A 13,400-nucleotide genomic window follows, 5' to 3' on the forward strand; every position below is an offset into this window, starting at 1 on the left:
GACGTCCTTCGGTGACGCGCCTTTACGGGACCCCAGCATTCCAGGAAACGGCCGGGAGCGTGCCGTGCCTGTGGATAACTTGTCGAGGGCGGCTGTATCCGCAGGTCAGCCACGCCAGGGCAGCTCCGCGATCACACGGGTGGGACCGCCCGCCGGGGAGTCGACCAGCAGCACGCCGTCCACCGCGTCCAGCCGGTCCCGCAGCCCCGCGAGGCCCGAGCCGGCCGCGGCGTCCGCACCGCCCACGCCGTCGTCGCTCACCTGGAGCATCAGCCGGTTCTCCGAACGCCACACGTCGACCGAGGCGGACCGGGCCCGGCTGTGCTTGGAGATGTTCTGCAGCAGCTCGCACACGGTGAAGTAGGCGATGCCCTCGATGGCCGGCGCCGGGCGGGACGGCAGGTCCACCTCGACCCGGACCGGCACGGTGCAGCGGGAGGCGACCGAGGACAGGGCCGCGTCCAGGCCCCGGTCGGTCAGCACGGCCGGGTGGATGCCCCGGGCCAGGTCGCGCAGCTCCTGGAGGGCGGTCTTCACCTCGCCGTGGGCCTCCTCCACCATGCGGGCCGCCGCCTGCGGGTCCTCCCGCAGCTTCTCCTTCGCCAGCCCCAGGTCCATGGCCAGACCGACCAGCCGGGCCTGCGCCCCGTCGTGCAGATCGCGCTCGATGCGACGCAGGTCGGCGGCGGCCGTGTCCACCACGACACCCCGGTCCGACTCCAGCTCCACCACCCGCTCCGACAGCAGCGACGGGCCGAGCAGCCCCCGCACCAGCAGCCCGTCCACCGTGGTCAGGGCGCGCACCAGCCACGGCGTGGCCAGCGTGAAGCCCAGTCCGACCAGCATGGTCACGGTGATCTCGAACGGGTTGTCCAGGTAGATCCGGTGGTGGTCGTCGCCGTAGAGCTGGAGCCCGGCCTGTCCCGCGTACATCGGGAAGACCCAGAACCACAGCGGGTAGGTCAGCAGGCTCCAGCCGAGCGGATAGAGGGTCGCCGCCACGATGAAGGAGAACAGCGCCCAGGGGAACTGCACCAGCGTGTACAGCAGGTTCCGCCAGGAGGCGCCGCTCTTGAGGACCGCGCCCATCCAGGCCAGCGCGCCCGGCTTGCGCACCCGCAGCGGCTCCGGGCCCCGCACGTCCACGTCCAGCAGCGCCCGCGCCCGGGCCCGCTCCAGCGCGCCGAAGCCTCGGCAGCCGGCCAGGGCCGCCGCCAGTACCGGGACGCCGAGGAAGGTCACCAGCAGGCCCGCGCCCAGCGACACCATCGTCACCGTCCAGGTGAACAGCACCACCGAGATCGGCAGGCTCAGCAGGACGTACCCCAGCTCGCGCCAGGTGCGGGCCGCTATCGGCGCCCGCAGCGCGGCGGGCAGCCGGTGGCGGCGGTCGCTCCCGGAGGAGCCGGTGGACCAACCGGAATCCCAGTCGTCGTAACCCTGCTCGTGGCCGCCGCGCCCCCGCCCGGGCCCGTGCCCGCCGTGTCCGTACTCCGTGGCCATCGAATCCGTCCCGTTCTCCTCGTCGAGCGGCGCTTTCGCCCGTGACTCAAGACTCGTGCGCCGCGCCCCCGCGGACCATGGAGACCATCGGCCTCTTCGAGCGGGGGTTTTCCCCACCCCACCCGGTCCCGCGGACACCCGGCCGCCGCCCGGCACGGCACCGCACGACACCCGCGCGACACGGTGCGTCACCGCTGCACCACGCGTCACCGCACGCCGCCGCGCACGACGGCTCTAACGGCTTCCCGCGCGGCTATTCCTCGCGGTCGCGCCAGGGCAGTTCGGCCGTGACCACCGTCGGGCCGCCGACCGGCGACGCCACGGCGAACAGTCCGTCCACCGCGCCCAGCCGGTCCGCCAGGCCGCGCATCCCGCTGCCGCCGTCCAGCCGGGCACCGCCCCGGCCGTCGTCCTGGACCTGGATCAGCAGCCGGTCCTGCGCGCGCCACACGTCGACCGAGGCGGACCGGGCCCCGCTGTGCTTGCTGACGTTCTGCAGCAGCTCGGAGACCGTGAAGTAGGCGATGCCCTCGATGGCCGCGGCGGGGCGGTCCGCGAGCTCCACGGTCACCTTCACCGGCACCGTGCAGCGCGAGGCGACCGAGGACAGGGCCGCGTCCAGGCCCCGGTCGGTCAGCACGGCCGGGTGGATGCCCCGGGCCAGGTCGCGCAGCTCCTGGAGGGCCAGCTTGACCTCGCCGTGCGCCTCCGCCACCATCGCCGCCGCGGTGTCCGGGTCCTCCAGCAGCTTCTCCTTGGCCAGGCCGAGCCCCATGGCCAGGTTGACCAGCCGGGCCTGCGCCCCGTCGTGCAGATCGCGCTCGATGCGGCGCAGGTCGGCGGCGGCGGTGTCCACCACCACACCCCGGTCCGACTCCAGCTCCGCTATTCGGCGCTCCAGCTCGTCGGAGGGGGACAGCAGAGCGCGCACCATCGCCCGGTCCACGTTCGCCAGGCCCCTCGCGAGGTACGGCAGCACGGGCCACAGCACGAACAGCGAGGTCAGCACGGTGCAGAAGGTGAAGATGCCCCAGGGCAGCCGTATCGCGTCGTACAACAGCGTCCGCCAGCCCACCGGGTCCTTGACGGCCGTCCACAGCCGCTGGAACGCACCCTCGCCGCGGGCCGGCGGCAGCGGCGACGGCTCCTCCACCCGGACCCCGAGCAGCGCCCGGGCCCGCGCCCGCTCCAGCTTGCCCAGCTGCCGGGCGCCCAGCAGGGACAGCGCCAGCAGCGGCAGACCGACCACGGTGAGGGTGAGGACGCCGCCGACGGTCAGCACGGTGATCGCGTAGCAGAACCCGAACACCGCCACCGGCAGGTTCAGCAGGAGGTGCGCGATCTCCTTCCAGGTGTGCCGGTTGTAGGCCGGCCTGATCGGCGGCAGGCGGTCGGGGCCGTCGGAGGCGTCGGCGCCGTCGGTCCGGACGGGGCCGGTGCCGTGCCGGTGGCCGGCGGAGCTGGGTGCGGTCATAACGGCCAGCCTGCCGCGTGGGACACCTCTCGCGCCATGCGGTGCGCCGCCCTGCGCCGACGGGGGAAAACCCCACCCCCGTCCGCCTCGGGGGCTTCACCCAGGGGTCCCGGGTGCCGCCGCCCGCCCGCCGCGGACCTCTCCCGGCGCGACTGCCTGCTTACCGCCTCTTTATCAGGGCCTAGACTCCCGTGCGTACAGGTCACGAGGTCAGGGAGCGAGGGACGGGACCGTGCGGGACACGCTGGGGGACTCGACGGCCGCCACGGCGCACGTCATCGCGGCCGGCTACTTCCGGTCGTACTCGGCCGTGGGACTGCTCGCCGTCGTCGGCGCGCTGTTCGTCGCGGCCGCCTTCGGCGCCGGCCGGCTGCTGCGCCCCGTAGTGCCCACCCCGGAGAAACTCCTGACTTACGAGTGCGGCGTCGACCCCGTCGGCGAGGGCTGGGCCCACACCCAGGTCCGCTACTACGTCTACGCCTTCCTGTACGTGATCTTCGCGGTCGACTCGGTCTTCCTGTTCCCCTGGGCGACGGTCTTCGCCGCCCCCGGCTACGGCGCGACGACCCTCGTGGAGATGTTCATCTTCCTCGGCTTCCTCGCCGTGGGCCTGCTGTACGCATACAAGAAGGGCGTCCTGACATGGACGTGACCCCGGACCCCGTGTACCTCCCGGAGCCCAAGCGGCTCGGCGCGCTGGCCCGTCTGGCCCCCGAGCCCATGAAGGTGGTCCTCAACTGGGGCCGCCGCTACTCGCTCTGGGTCTTCAACTTCGGCCTCGCCTGCTGCGCGATCGAGTTCATCGCCGCGTCGATGGCCCGCCACGACTTCATCCGGCTCGGCGTCATCCCCTTCGCGCCGGGGCCCCGCCAGGCCGACCTGATGGTGGTCTCCGGCACGGTCACGGACAAGATGGCCCCGGCCGTCAAACGACTGTACGAACAGATGCCCGAGCCGAAGTACGTCATCTCGTTCGGCGCGTGCTCCAACTGCGGCGGACCGTACTGGGACTCGTACTCCGTCACCAAGGGCGTCGACCAGATCATCCCCGTGGACGTGTATGTCCCCGGCTGCCCGCCGCGCCCCGAGGCGCTGCTCCAGGGCATCCTCAAGCTCCAGGAGAAGATCGCGGCCGAGTCGCTGGGGGAGCGGTACGGCACCGACACCGGGCGTCCGTCGGCGGCCGCGCTGCAGAGCGGTCTGGTGCGGCCGCCGGCCCCGGCGGGGGACGGCTCGGCGGGGGACGGCTCCGAGGGGGACGCGCGATGAGCACGGCCGGCTGGCTGCCCGCCCCCGCCGGGGAGCTCTTCGGGCCCGAGGCGGTGGCCGAGGAGTCGTACGAGGTCCTGACCGTGGACGTACCGCCGTCCGCCTGGCTGGACGCCCTGGAGACGGCCCGTACGACGCTGACCTGCACCTACTTCGACTGGCTCAGCGCGGTGGACGAACCCGGCGTCGGCTTCCGCGTCGCGGCCCACGTGGTCGCCCTGCACCCGGTGCGGCGCCTTCTGCTGCGCACGACGGTGCCGCACGAGACGCCGGTGCTGCCGTCCGCCGTCGGCGTGTACGCGGGCGCGGCGTGGCACGAGCGCGAGACGTACGAAATGTTCGGGGTGACCTTCGAGGGCCACCCCTCGCTCGAACACCTGCTCCTCCCCGAGAACTTCGAGGGCCACCCCCTGCGCAAGGACTTCGTCCTCGCCGCCCGGGTCGTCAAGGCGTGGCCCGGCGCCAAGGAACCCGGCGAGTCCGAGCACGGCGGACCCAAGCGCCGCCAGATGCTGCCGCCGGGCGTCCCCGACCCCAACGAGTGGGGCCCCCTCAAGGGCCAGCTGCCCCCCGCCCCGGCCCGCCCCGCCCGCGCCGCCGGGGACCGCCCGGTCCGCCGTACCCGCACGGCGGCGGAGGGTTCGGCGAATCAGCCTGGCGCCGCCGAGGGCGCCGCTCCGGGCCGCCCGCGCCGGATGCGCAGCGCGAGTGAGGGTTCGGCGAGTCAGGCACCGGCGGGGGAGGGCGCCGCTCCGGGCCGCCCGCGTCGGATGCGCAGCGCGAGTGAGGGTTCGGCGAGTCAGGCACCGGCGGGGGAGGGTGCCCCGGCGCGTCCCCGCAGGATGCGCAGCGCGAGCGAGGGTTCGGTGAGCCAGACGGCGGCGGCGCAGGGCGAGGACGCGGCGGAGCGGAAGCAGGCCGCGGCCGAGGGGGAGACCGCGCAGACCGCGGAGGGTCCCGCGGCGGAGGCCTCGGTGGCGCACGAGCCCGGTCCGGCACCGGCCCGCCCCCGTCGCGACCGCAGCGCCTCCCAGGGCTCGGCCTCCCAGCGCGCCACGGAACCGACGCCGCGGACGCCCGGCCAGGCCGACCGCCCGGCCCCGCGCAGCTCCGACGCCCCGTGGCACCACGCCCGCCCGGCCTTCGACGACCAGGAGCCGCGCGAGCGGACCGACGCGACGGACCCCACCGCCCCGGCCGAACCGCAGCCCACGCAGGCCCCGACCGAACGGCCCCGGCGTCCGCGGACGCCGGCCTCCCCCGAGCCGGACTCGCCCGAGCCGCGTCCGGCTGCGGAGGAGGCCGAGCCGAGTCCGGCTCCGGAGGCCGAGTCGCAGCCCTCGCCCTCTCCCGAGCCCTCGCCCTCTCGCGAGCCCGGCCCCGCCCCCGGCCGGGACGGGAGCGACCCCGCTCCCGGCACCCCCGACGATCCCGAAACCCCCGACGCCCCCCCGACCGACCCGACAGGAGGCCCGCAGTGAGCGGTGTGCTGGATGTCGTGCTGCGGGTCGTCGCGGTGTTCCTGGTGTTCCTGGTCTTCCCGCTGGTGGTGGGGCAGACCGAGCACAAGGTGATGGCCCATATGCAGGGGCGGCTCGGACCGATGTACGCGGGCGGGTTCCACGGGTGGGCCCAGCTGATCGCGGACGGCGTGAAGTTCGCGCAGAAGGAGGACGTGGTGCCGGCGGACGCCGACCGCCGCGTCTTCCAGCTCGCGCCCGCCGTGGCCCTGCTGCCCTACCTGCTGGTGCTGCTCGTCATCCCCATCGGCCCGGGCGAGGGCGCCGTCGGCCAGGCCCTGGACGCCGGCGTGTTCTTCGCGCTCGCGGTGATGGGCGTCGGCGTGCTCGGCTCGCTCATGGCGGGCTGGGCCAGCGCCAACAAGTTCTCCCTGCTCGGCGGCCTGCGCACCGCCGCCCAGCTGCTCGCCTACGAACTGCCGATGCTGCTCGCCGCCGCCTCCGTCGCGATGGCGGCCGGCACGGTCTCCCTCCAGGGCATCCTGCACGCCTTCCACTGGTGGTGGCTGCCCTGGCAGATCATCGGCGCGGTCGTCTTCTTCGTCGCCGGTCTCGCCGAGCTGCAACGCCCGCCGTTCGACATGCCCGTCGCCGACTCGGAGATCATCTTCGGCGCGTACACCGAGTACACGGGCCTGCGCTTCGCCCTGTTCCTGCTCGCCGAGTACGCCGGCATCGTGGTGCTGTGCGGCCTGACCACCGTCCTCTTCCTGGGCGGCTGGCACGGCCCCTGGGGCGACGGCGGGCTCGGCTGGGTCTGGACCCTGCTGAAGACCGCGATCCTCGCCTTCGTCGTCATCTGGCTGCGCGTCACCTACCCGCGGCTGCGCGAGGACCAGCTCCAGAAGCTGTCCTGGACCCTCCTCGTCCCCCTCTCCCTCGTCCAGATCGCCCTCACCGGCATCGTCAAGGTGGTGATCAGCTAACCATGGCTCCGATTCCCGGTTCCGGACTCGCCAAGGGCCTGGCCGTCACCCTGCGCACGATGACCCGCAAGCACGGCACCGAGCAGTACCCGGACGCCCTGCCCGAACTCCCGCCCCGCACCCGGGGCGTGATCGGGCTGTTCGAGGAGAACTGCACGGTCTGCATGCTGTGCGCCCGCGAATGCCCCGACTGGTGCATCTACATCGACTCCCACAAGGAGACCGTCCCGCCCGCCGCCCCCGGCGGCCGCGAGCGCAGCCGCAACGTCCTCGACCGGTTCGCCATCGACTTCTCGCTCTGCATGTACTGCGGCATCTGCATCGAGGTCTGCCCCTTCGACGCGCTGTTCTGGTCGCCGGAGTTCGAGTACGCCGAGACCGACATCCGCGACCTCACCCATGAGCGCGACAAGCTCCGCGAGTGGATGTGGACCGTCCCGGCGCCGCCCGCCCTCGACCCGGGCGCGGAGGAGCCGAAGGAGATCGCCGCCGCCCGCAAGACCGCCGACAAGCTGGCCGCCGCGCGGAAGGCCGAGTCCGAGGAGGGCGACGCATGAGCCCCGCCCTCGCCGCGGCCCCGCACGGTTTCCTCTCGCCGACCGGTGTCGAGATCGCCTTCCTCCTGGTCGGCCTGGTCACCTTCGGCGCCGCGCTGATCACCGTCACCACCCGGCAACTGGTGCACGCCGCCCTGTGGCTGGTGGTCGCGCTCGGCGGACTCGCCGTGGAGTACCTGCTGCTCACCGCCGAGTTCATCGCCTGGGTGCAGGTCCTGATCTACGTCGGCTCCGTCGTCGTCCTCCTGCTGTTCGGGCTGATGCTCACCAGGGCGCCCATCGGGCACTCCCCGGACGCCGACTCCGGCAACCGCTGGGCCGCCCTCGCCGTCGCCCTCGCCGCCGCCGTCGCCCTGGTGTGGGTGGTCGTCGACGCCTTCCGCACGACCTGGATGGACCTGACCGGACCGGCCGCCGGCGCCACCCACGTCACCGGCGCGAGCCTGTTCCGGTACTGGGTGCTGCCCTTCGAGGCGCTGTCCGTGCTGCTCCTCGCCGCCCTGGTCGGCGCCATCGTGCTGTCCCGCAAGGCCAAGGCCGGGGCGGGCGCCGACGGCACGCCCGTACCCGCCCCCGCCGGGAAGGACGGCGCCCGCTGATGCACCTCGTCTATCCCGCCGTACTCTCCGCCCTCCTGTTCTGCACCGGCCTGTACGGCGTCCTCGCCCGGCGCAACGCGATCCTGGTGCTGATGTCGGTCGAGCTGATGCTCAACGCCGTCAACCTCAACCTGGTCGCCTTCGACGTCTGGCTCAGCCGCGCCGCCCGCGACACCCTGCACTCCGGCCAGGCGCTGACCCTGTTCACCATCGCCATCGCCGCCGCCGAGATCGGCATCGGCCTGGCGATCGTGCTCGCCGTGTACCGCAACCGCGGCACCTCCGACATCGACAAGCTCCGCGACACCGCCGAGCGCCCCGACGGCGCGGAGCCGGGTGCCGCAGCGGCAGAGAAGACCGAGGCCACCGCGTGACCACGACCACCCTCGCCGTACTCGTCCCCCTGCTGCCCTTCCTCGGTGCCGCGGCCGGGCTGCTGCTCGGCCGCACCGCGCCCGGCTTCGTCCGCCCGCTCGCCGTGCTGCCCCCGCTGGCCTCGCTGGTGACGGCCGCGCTGGTCGCCGTCCGCCAGGGCGGCGGACCGGCCCTGGACGCCCACACGGAGCTGACCCCCACCGGCTCGGTCCCCGTCGAGCTGGCCCTGCACATCGACGGCTTCGCCGCGCTCGTCGCGATCCTGGTCGCCTTCGTCGCGTCCTGCGTGCAGATCTACTCCACGGGCTACCTCCGCAACGACCCGCGCTACCCCTCGTACGCCGCCCTCGTCTCCCTGTTCACCTCCGCGATGCTGCTCGTCGTCTACTCCGGCGACCTGATCGTGCTGCTGGTCGGCTGGGAGGTCATGGGCATCTGCTCCTACTTCCTGGTCGGCCACTACTGGGAGACCCCCGAGGCCCGCGCCGCCTCCCTCAAGGCGTTCCTGGTCACCAAGCTCGGCGACGTGCCGTTCCTGATCGGCCTGTTCGCGCTCGCCACCGACGCCGGCTCGTTCCGCGTCACCAGCGTCCTCGGCACCGTCGCGAGCGGCGGCCTGCACCACCCGACCCTCGTCGCCCTGCTGCTGCTCGCGGGCGTGGCGGGCAAGTCGGCGCAGTTCCCGCTGCACACCTGGCTGCCGGACGCCATGGCGGGCCCGACGCCCGTCTCCGCGCTGATCCACGCCGCGACGATGGTCGCCGCCGGCGTCTACTTCGTCGCCCGCCTCCTCCCGGTGTTCGAGGCATCCGGGGCCGCGATGCTGGTGCTGGCCGTGATGGCCGCCGTCACCATGACCGGCTCGGGACTGGCCGCCCTCGCCCAGGACGACATCAAGCGCGTCCTGGCCTACTCGACCATCGGTCAGCTCGGCTACATGACCGGCGCCCTCGCCGTCGGCGACCGCGGCGCCGCCGTCTTCCACCTCCTGTCCCACGGTGCCTTCAAGGCGCTGCTGTTCCTCGCCGCCGGTGTGGTCATCCACGCCGCCGGCACCAACTCGCTGGCCGCCATGTCCCGCATGCGCGGACTGCGCGACCGTGTCCCGGACGCCTACTGGACGATGACCGTGGCACTGCTCGCGCTCGCCGCGATCCCGCCGTTCAGCGGCTTCTTCTCCAAGGAGTCCGTCCTCGGCGCCGCCGAGCACGCGGCCGGCGGCCACACCGCGCACGTGCCCGGCGCGGCCGGCCGGCTGGTGTTCGTCGCCGGACTGATCACCGCCGTACTGACCGCCGCCTACGCCACCCGGCTGTGGCTGCTGGCCTTCCACGGCCGGGGCGCCGAGGCCCCCGACCACGGCCGCCAGCCGCCGGCCATGACCGTGGTGCTGTGGGTCCTCGCGATCCCCTCCCTGGCCTTCGGCGGGCTCGCCTACCGGGCGCTGCCCGGCTGGTTCGACGGCCGGTCCCTGGCCCCGACCGCGCTCACCTCCGTCCTCGGCACCGGCCTCGCCGTGGTCGGCGGGCTGCTCACCTACGGCGTGTGGCAGCGCACCACCCGGAACCTGGTCAGCCCCCCGCTCGGCGCGGTCGCCGCCCACCCCGGGGCCGACGCCGGCCGCGTCGAGGCCGAGGCCATCGCCACCCACACCCCGGCCTACGGCGACATCGCCTACGCCCCCGACCCGGCGGACCCCGGACGGGTGCTGCTCGGCCCGCTGCACCGGCACGCGGCCGTCGGCTTCCATCTGGACGCCGTCTACGACGCGCTGTTCGTCCGCCCGGTACGGGCCGGGGCGAGCCTCGTACGGTTCCTCGACCGCGAGGTCGTGGACACCTACGTGGGCGCCGCCGGAGCGCTGCCCCGGCTGCTCGGGGCCGCCGTACGCCGCGCCCAGACCGGCAATGTGCAGACCTATGTGAGCGCGCTGCTCGCCGGCACCGTCGTCCTCGCGGTCGCCGTCGTCCTCGTCGCCACGGGAGCGTGAGCAGGCGTGATCGATATCAACGAGTCCGTGATGCAGTTCCTCCTGGCGTTCGTCGTCGTCGGCCCGCTCCTCGGCGCCGCCGCCGCTCTCCTGCCGGCCCCGCCCGGGCTGAAGGGGAAGTCACCCGAGCAGGCCGTGCTGCGGCACGGCGTCACCGTGACCGGTGCGGTCCTCGCCGCCGCGGTCGTCCTCGCGCTCGGCTTCGACCACCACCATCCGTCGAGGATGCAGGCCACGACCGACATCAGCTGGATCCCCGCGCTCGACGTGCGCATCCACCTCGGCATCGACGGCATCTCCCTCCCCCTCGTCGTACTGACCGCGCTGCTGACCTTCCTGTGCGCGCTGTACTCCTACTTCAAGCCGCCCGCGGGCCCGTCCCCGAAGGCGTTCGTCGCGCTGCTGCTCCTGCTGGAGACCGGCACCCTCGCGACGTTCTCCGTGCTCGACCTGCTGCTGTTCTTCCTCGCGTTCGAGACCGTGCTGATCCCGATGTACTTCCTCATCGCCCGCTGGGGCGGCGAGGGGCGGACCCGCGCCGCGTGGAAGTTCATCCTGTTCACGCTGCTCGGCTCCGTCGTCATGCTGCTCGGCCTGCTCCTGATCGGAATCAAGGCCGGCACCTTCGACATGGTGGCACTCGCCACTGACAACGGCCGGTCCCTGACCGCGTCCGTGCAGGTCGTCGCCGTACTGGCGATCGGGCTCGGGCTCGCGGTCAAGACCCCGATGTGGCCGCTGCACAGCTGGCTGCCCGACGCCCACACCGCCGCCCCGACCACCGGCTCGGTGCTGCTGGCCGGGGTGCTGCTGAAGATGGGCACATACGGGTTCGTACGGATCCTGCTGCCGGTGGCGCCGCACGGCTTCCGCACGTTCGCGCCCTACCTCGCCGCCCTCGCCGTCGTCGGGATCGTCTACGGCTCCCTGGCCTGTCTCGCCCTGGCCAGGCGGGGCGCGAAGGGCGACCTCAAACGGCTGATCGCCTACTCCTCCGTCGGCCACATGGGCTTCGTCCTCCTCGGCATCGCCACCATGACCCCGACCGGCGTCAACGGCGCCCTGTTCGCCAACATCGCCCACGGCCTGATCACCGGCCTGCTCTTCTTCCTGGTCGGCGCCCTCAAGGACCGCACCGGCACCACCGACCTCGACACGCTGGCCAAGGAGACGGGACTCGCCCTGTACGGCAAGGCCCCGCGCCTCGGCGGACTGCTCGCCTTCGGCGCCGTCGCCTCCCTCGGACTGCCCGGACTCGCCGGGTTCTGGGGCGAGATGCTGTCCCTGTTCGGCGCGTTCAAGCCCGCCGCCGGGCTCGACCGCCCCGCCTACCTCACCTTCATGGCGATCGGCGCGTTCGGCACCCTGCTGACCGCCGCGTACATGCTGATCGTGGTCCGCCGGGTCTGCATGGGCGGCACCGTCGAGGAGACCCCCGGGCTCGCCACCGACGGCCCGGCCCACCGGCTCGCCGACGTGCACGGCTACGAGTTCGCCGCCTGGACCCCGCTCGTCGCCCTCACCGTCGTCGCCGGACTCTGGCCGCGCGCCCTGCTCGGCCTGACCGACCCGGCCGTGCACCAGCTCCTCGCAGGAGGCACCCGATGAGCCCCCAGCCCCTTGCCGAGTCCGCCGGTTCACTGGTCCAGTCCGTCGACTGGCTCGCCGTCGCGCCACCGCTGATCGCCGCCCTGGTGGCGCTCGCCGTGCTCGTCGCCGACCTGTTCCTGCCCGCGGCCCGCAAGGCCGTCCTCGGCTGGATCTCGGTCGCCGGGCTCGCCGCCGCCGCGCTGATGCTGCTGCCGCTCCTGGGCGGCGACCGCGCCACCTTCTGCCTGCCCGGCACCCCGCGCGCGTGCAGCTACACCGCCGACCGCTTCACCCTCGTCATCCAGCTCCTGATCCTCGGCGGGGCCCTGCTCGCGGCCCTGCTGTCGATCACGAACGTCGACGACGACCGGCGGCGCGTGCCCGCCGGGGAGTTCTGGTTCCTGCTGCTGTCCTCCGCGGCCGGCGCCGCCCTGCTGCCCGCCGCCCGCGACCTGGCCACCCTGATCGTGGCCCTGGAGGTCGCCTCGCTGCCCGCCTTCGCCCTGGTCGGCATCCGGCACGGCGACAAGCGGTCCTCCGAGGCCGCCCTGAAGTTCTTCCTGTCCTCGGTCACCGCGACCGCGGTCAGCCTGATGGGCGTCAGCTTCGTCTACGCCGCCACCGGCTCCCTCTACCTCACCCAGGTCGCCCAGCGCCTGCCGCACACCGGCGGCCAGCTGCACACCCTGGCCCAGACCGGCGTCGTCCTCACCCTGATCGGCTTCGCCTTCAAGACCGCCGCGGTGCCCTTCCACTTCTGGGTGCCCGACACCTACGTGGGCGCGCCGCTGCCGGTCGCCGCCTATCTGTCGGTCGTCGGCAAGGCGGTCGGCTTCTCCGGACTGATCCTCGTCACCGTCGTCGCGTTCCCCTCCTACGCCGATGTGTGGGGGCCCGCGCTCGCCGTCCTGGCCGCGCTCACCATGACCGTCGGCAACCTCGGCGCGCTGCGCCAGCGGGCCGGCCGTGCCCACAGCGCCGTACGACTGCTCGCCTGGTCCTCCGTCGGACAGGCCGGCTACCTCCTGGTGCCGATCGCGGCCGCCGGGTACGCCCGGGACGCGCAGCAGGCGATCGGTTCGACGGTCGCGTACGCCCTGATGTACGCCGCCGTGAACCTGGGCGCGTTCGCGGTGGCCGCCGTGGTGGGCCGCGGCCGCCCCGCGAACCGCGTCTCCGACTACCGCGGCCTGTACGCCACCAACCCGCCGACCGCGCTCCTGCTGGCCTTCTTCCTGCTCTGCCTGGCCGGCCTGCCGCCCGGCGTCATCGGACTGTTCGCCAAGGTCACCGTGTTCTCGGCGGCCGTCGACGCGGGCCTGGGCTGGCTCGCGGTCGTCATGGCCGTCAACGTGGTGATCGCGCTCTTCTACTACCTCCAGTGGACGGCCGTGCTCTTCCGCGCCCCCGAGGGCGAGGCGGTACGGCACCGGGTCCCGGCCCCGCTCACGGCCGCGATCGCCCTCACCGGGGTGGCGGCCGTGGCCCTGTCGGCGGCGCCCCAGCTGGTGCTGCGGTTCGCGGCCACCGGACTGTTCTGAGCGGCCACCGGACCGTTCTGAGGAGGCGCGGGAACCCCTTCACCTGTCCGGCCCCC

The 13,400-nt window shown here is 73.5% G+C and carries 12 protein-coding genes; 10 read left to right on the forward strand and 2 right to left on the reverse strand.

Annotated elements, in window-relative coordinates; genetic code table 11:
• Window positions 1-105: 105 nt before the first annotated feature.
• A complete protein-coding gene (locus ACSP97_RS20985; RefSeq protein ID WP_440553751.1) occupies window positions 106-1,503 on the reverse strand; it encodes a sensor histidine kinase in 1,398 nt (465 codons plus the stop codon).
• A 253-nt stretch (window positions 1,504-1,756) separates the two neighbouring features.
• Window positions 1,757-2,977, reverse strand: coding sequence for a sensor histidine kinase (locus ACSP97_RS20990; RefSeq protein WP_355145362.1), 1,221 nt, complete (start codon window positions 2,975-2,977; stop codon window positions 1,757-1,759).
• 232 nt (window positions 2,978-3,209) lie between these two features.
• Between ACSP97_RS20990 and ACSP97_RS20995 the strand changes: the two genes are divergently transcribed.
• Genes ACSP97_RS20995 through ACSP97_RS21040 form a run of 10 tightly spaced genes read left to right on the forward strand, consistent with a single transcriptional unit; the run spans window position 3,210 to window position 13,344 of the window.
• Window positions 3,210-3,629: an NADH-quinone oxidoreductase subunit A gene (locus tag ACSP97_RS20995; RefSeq protein WP_355145364.1), complete on the forward strand. Its 420-nt coding sequence runs from the start codon at window positions 3,210-3,212 to the stop codon at window positions 3,627-3,629.
• Window positions 3,620-4,246: an NADH-quinone oxidoreductase subunit B gene (locus ACSP97_RS21000; RefSeq protein WP_358270980.1), complete on the forward strand. Its 627-nt coding sequence runs from the start codon at window positions 3,620-3,622 to the stop codon at window positions 4,244-4,246. Before ACSP97_RS20995 ends, ACSP97_RS21000 begins: the two co-directional genes overlap by 10 nt.
• Window positions 4,243-5,727, forward strand: coding sequence for an NADH-quinone oxidoreductase subunit C (locus ACSP97_RS21005; RefSeq protein WP_440553754.1), 1,485 nt, complete (start codon window positions 4,243-4,245; stop codon window positions 5,725-5,727). The genes ACSP97_RS21000 and ACSP97_RS21005 overlap by 4 nt, the downstream gene beginning before the upstream one ends.
• Complete coding sequence (locus ACSP97_RS21010; RefSeq protein ID WP_355145370.1) at window positions 5,724-6,692, forward strand: complex I subunit 1/NuoH family protein; 969 nt, start codon at window positions 5,724-5,726, stop codon at window positions 6,690-6,692. The genes ACSP97_RS21005 and ACSP97_RS21010 overlap by 4 nt, the downstream gene beginning before the upstream one ends.
• A gap of 2 nt (window positions 6,693-6,694) precedes the next feature.
• Entirely contained in the window at window positions 6,695-7,249 is a 555-nt protein-coding gene (locus ACSP97_RS21015; protein ID WP_355145372.1) for a NuoI/complex I 23 kDa subunit family protein, read from the forward strand.
• Window positions 7,246-7,848, forward strand: coding sequence for an NADH-quinone oxidoreductase subunit J family protein (locus ACSP97_RS21020; RefSeq protein ID WP_382071291.1), 603 nt, complete (start codon window positions 7,246-7,248; stop codon window positions 7,846-7,848). Before ACSP97_RS21015 ends, ACSP97_RS21020 begins: the two co-directional genes overlap by 4 nt.
• A complete protein-coding gene (gene nuoK / locus ACSP97_RS21025; protein ID WP_070026359.1) occupies window positions 7,848-8,222 on the forward strand; it encodes an NADH-quinone oxidoreductase subunit NuoK in 375 nt (124 codons plus the stop codon). Before ACSP97_RS21020 ends, nuoK begins: the two co-directional genes overlap by 1 nt.
• Entirely contained in the window at window positions 8,219-10,213 is a 1,995-nt protein-coding gene (locus tag ACSP97_RS21030; RefSeq protein ID WP_440553757.1) for an NADH-quinone oxidoreductase subunit 5 family protein, read from the forward strand. The genes nuoK and ACSP97_RS21030 overlap by 4 nt, the downstream gene beginning before the upstream one ends.
• Before the next feature lie 6 nt (window positions 10,214-10,219).
• The gene (locus tag ACSP97_RS21035) at window positions 10,220-11,821 is read left to right on the forward strand and encodes an NADH-quinone oxidoreductase subunit M (RefSeq protein WP_358680316.1); all 1,602 of its coding nucleotides are present in this window, start codon (window positions 10,220-10,222) and stop codon (window positions 11,819-11,821) included.
• On the forward strand, window positions 11,818-13,344 hold the full coding sequence (locus ACSP97_RS21040; RefSeq protein WP_440553759.1) for an NADH-quinone oxidoreductase subunit N: 1,527 nt from the start codon (window positions 11,818-11,820) through the stop codon (window positions 13,342-13,344). Before ACSP97_RS21035 ends, ACSP97_RS21040 begins: the two co-directional genes overlap by 4 nt.
• Window positions 13,345-13,400 lie beyond the last annotated feature (56 nt).

The organism is Streptomyces sp. SCPE 10, assembly GCF_051980735.1.
Taxonomy (GTDB): domain Bacteria; phylum Actinomycetota; class Actinomycetes; order Streptomycetales; family Streptomycetaceae; genus Streptomyces; species Streptomyces misionensis.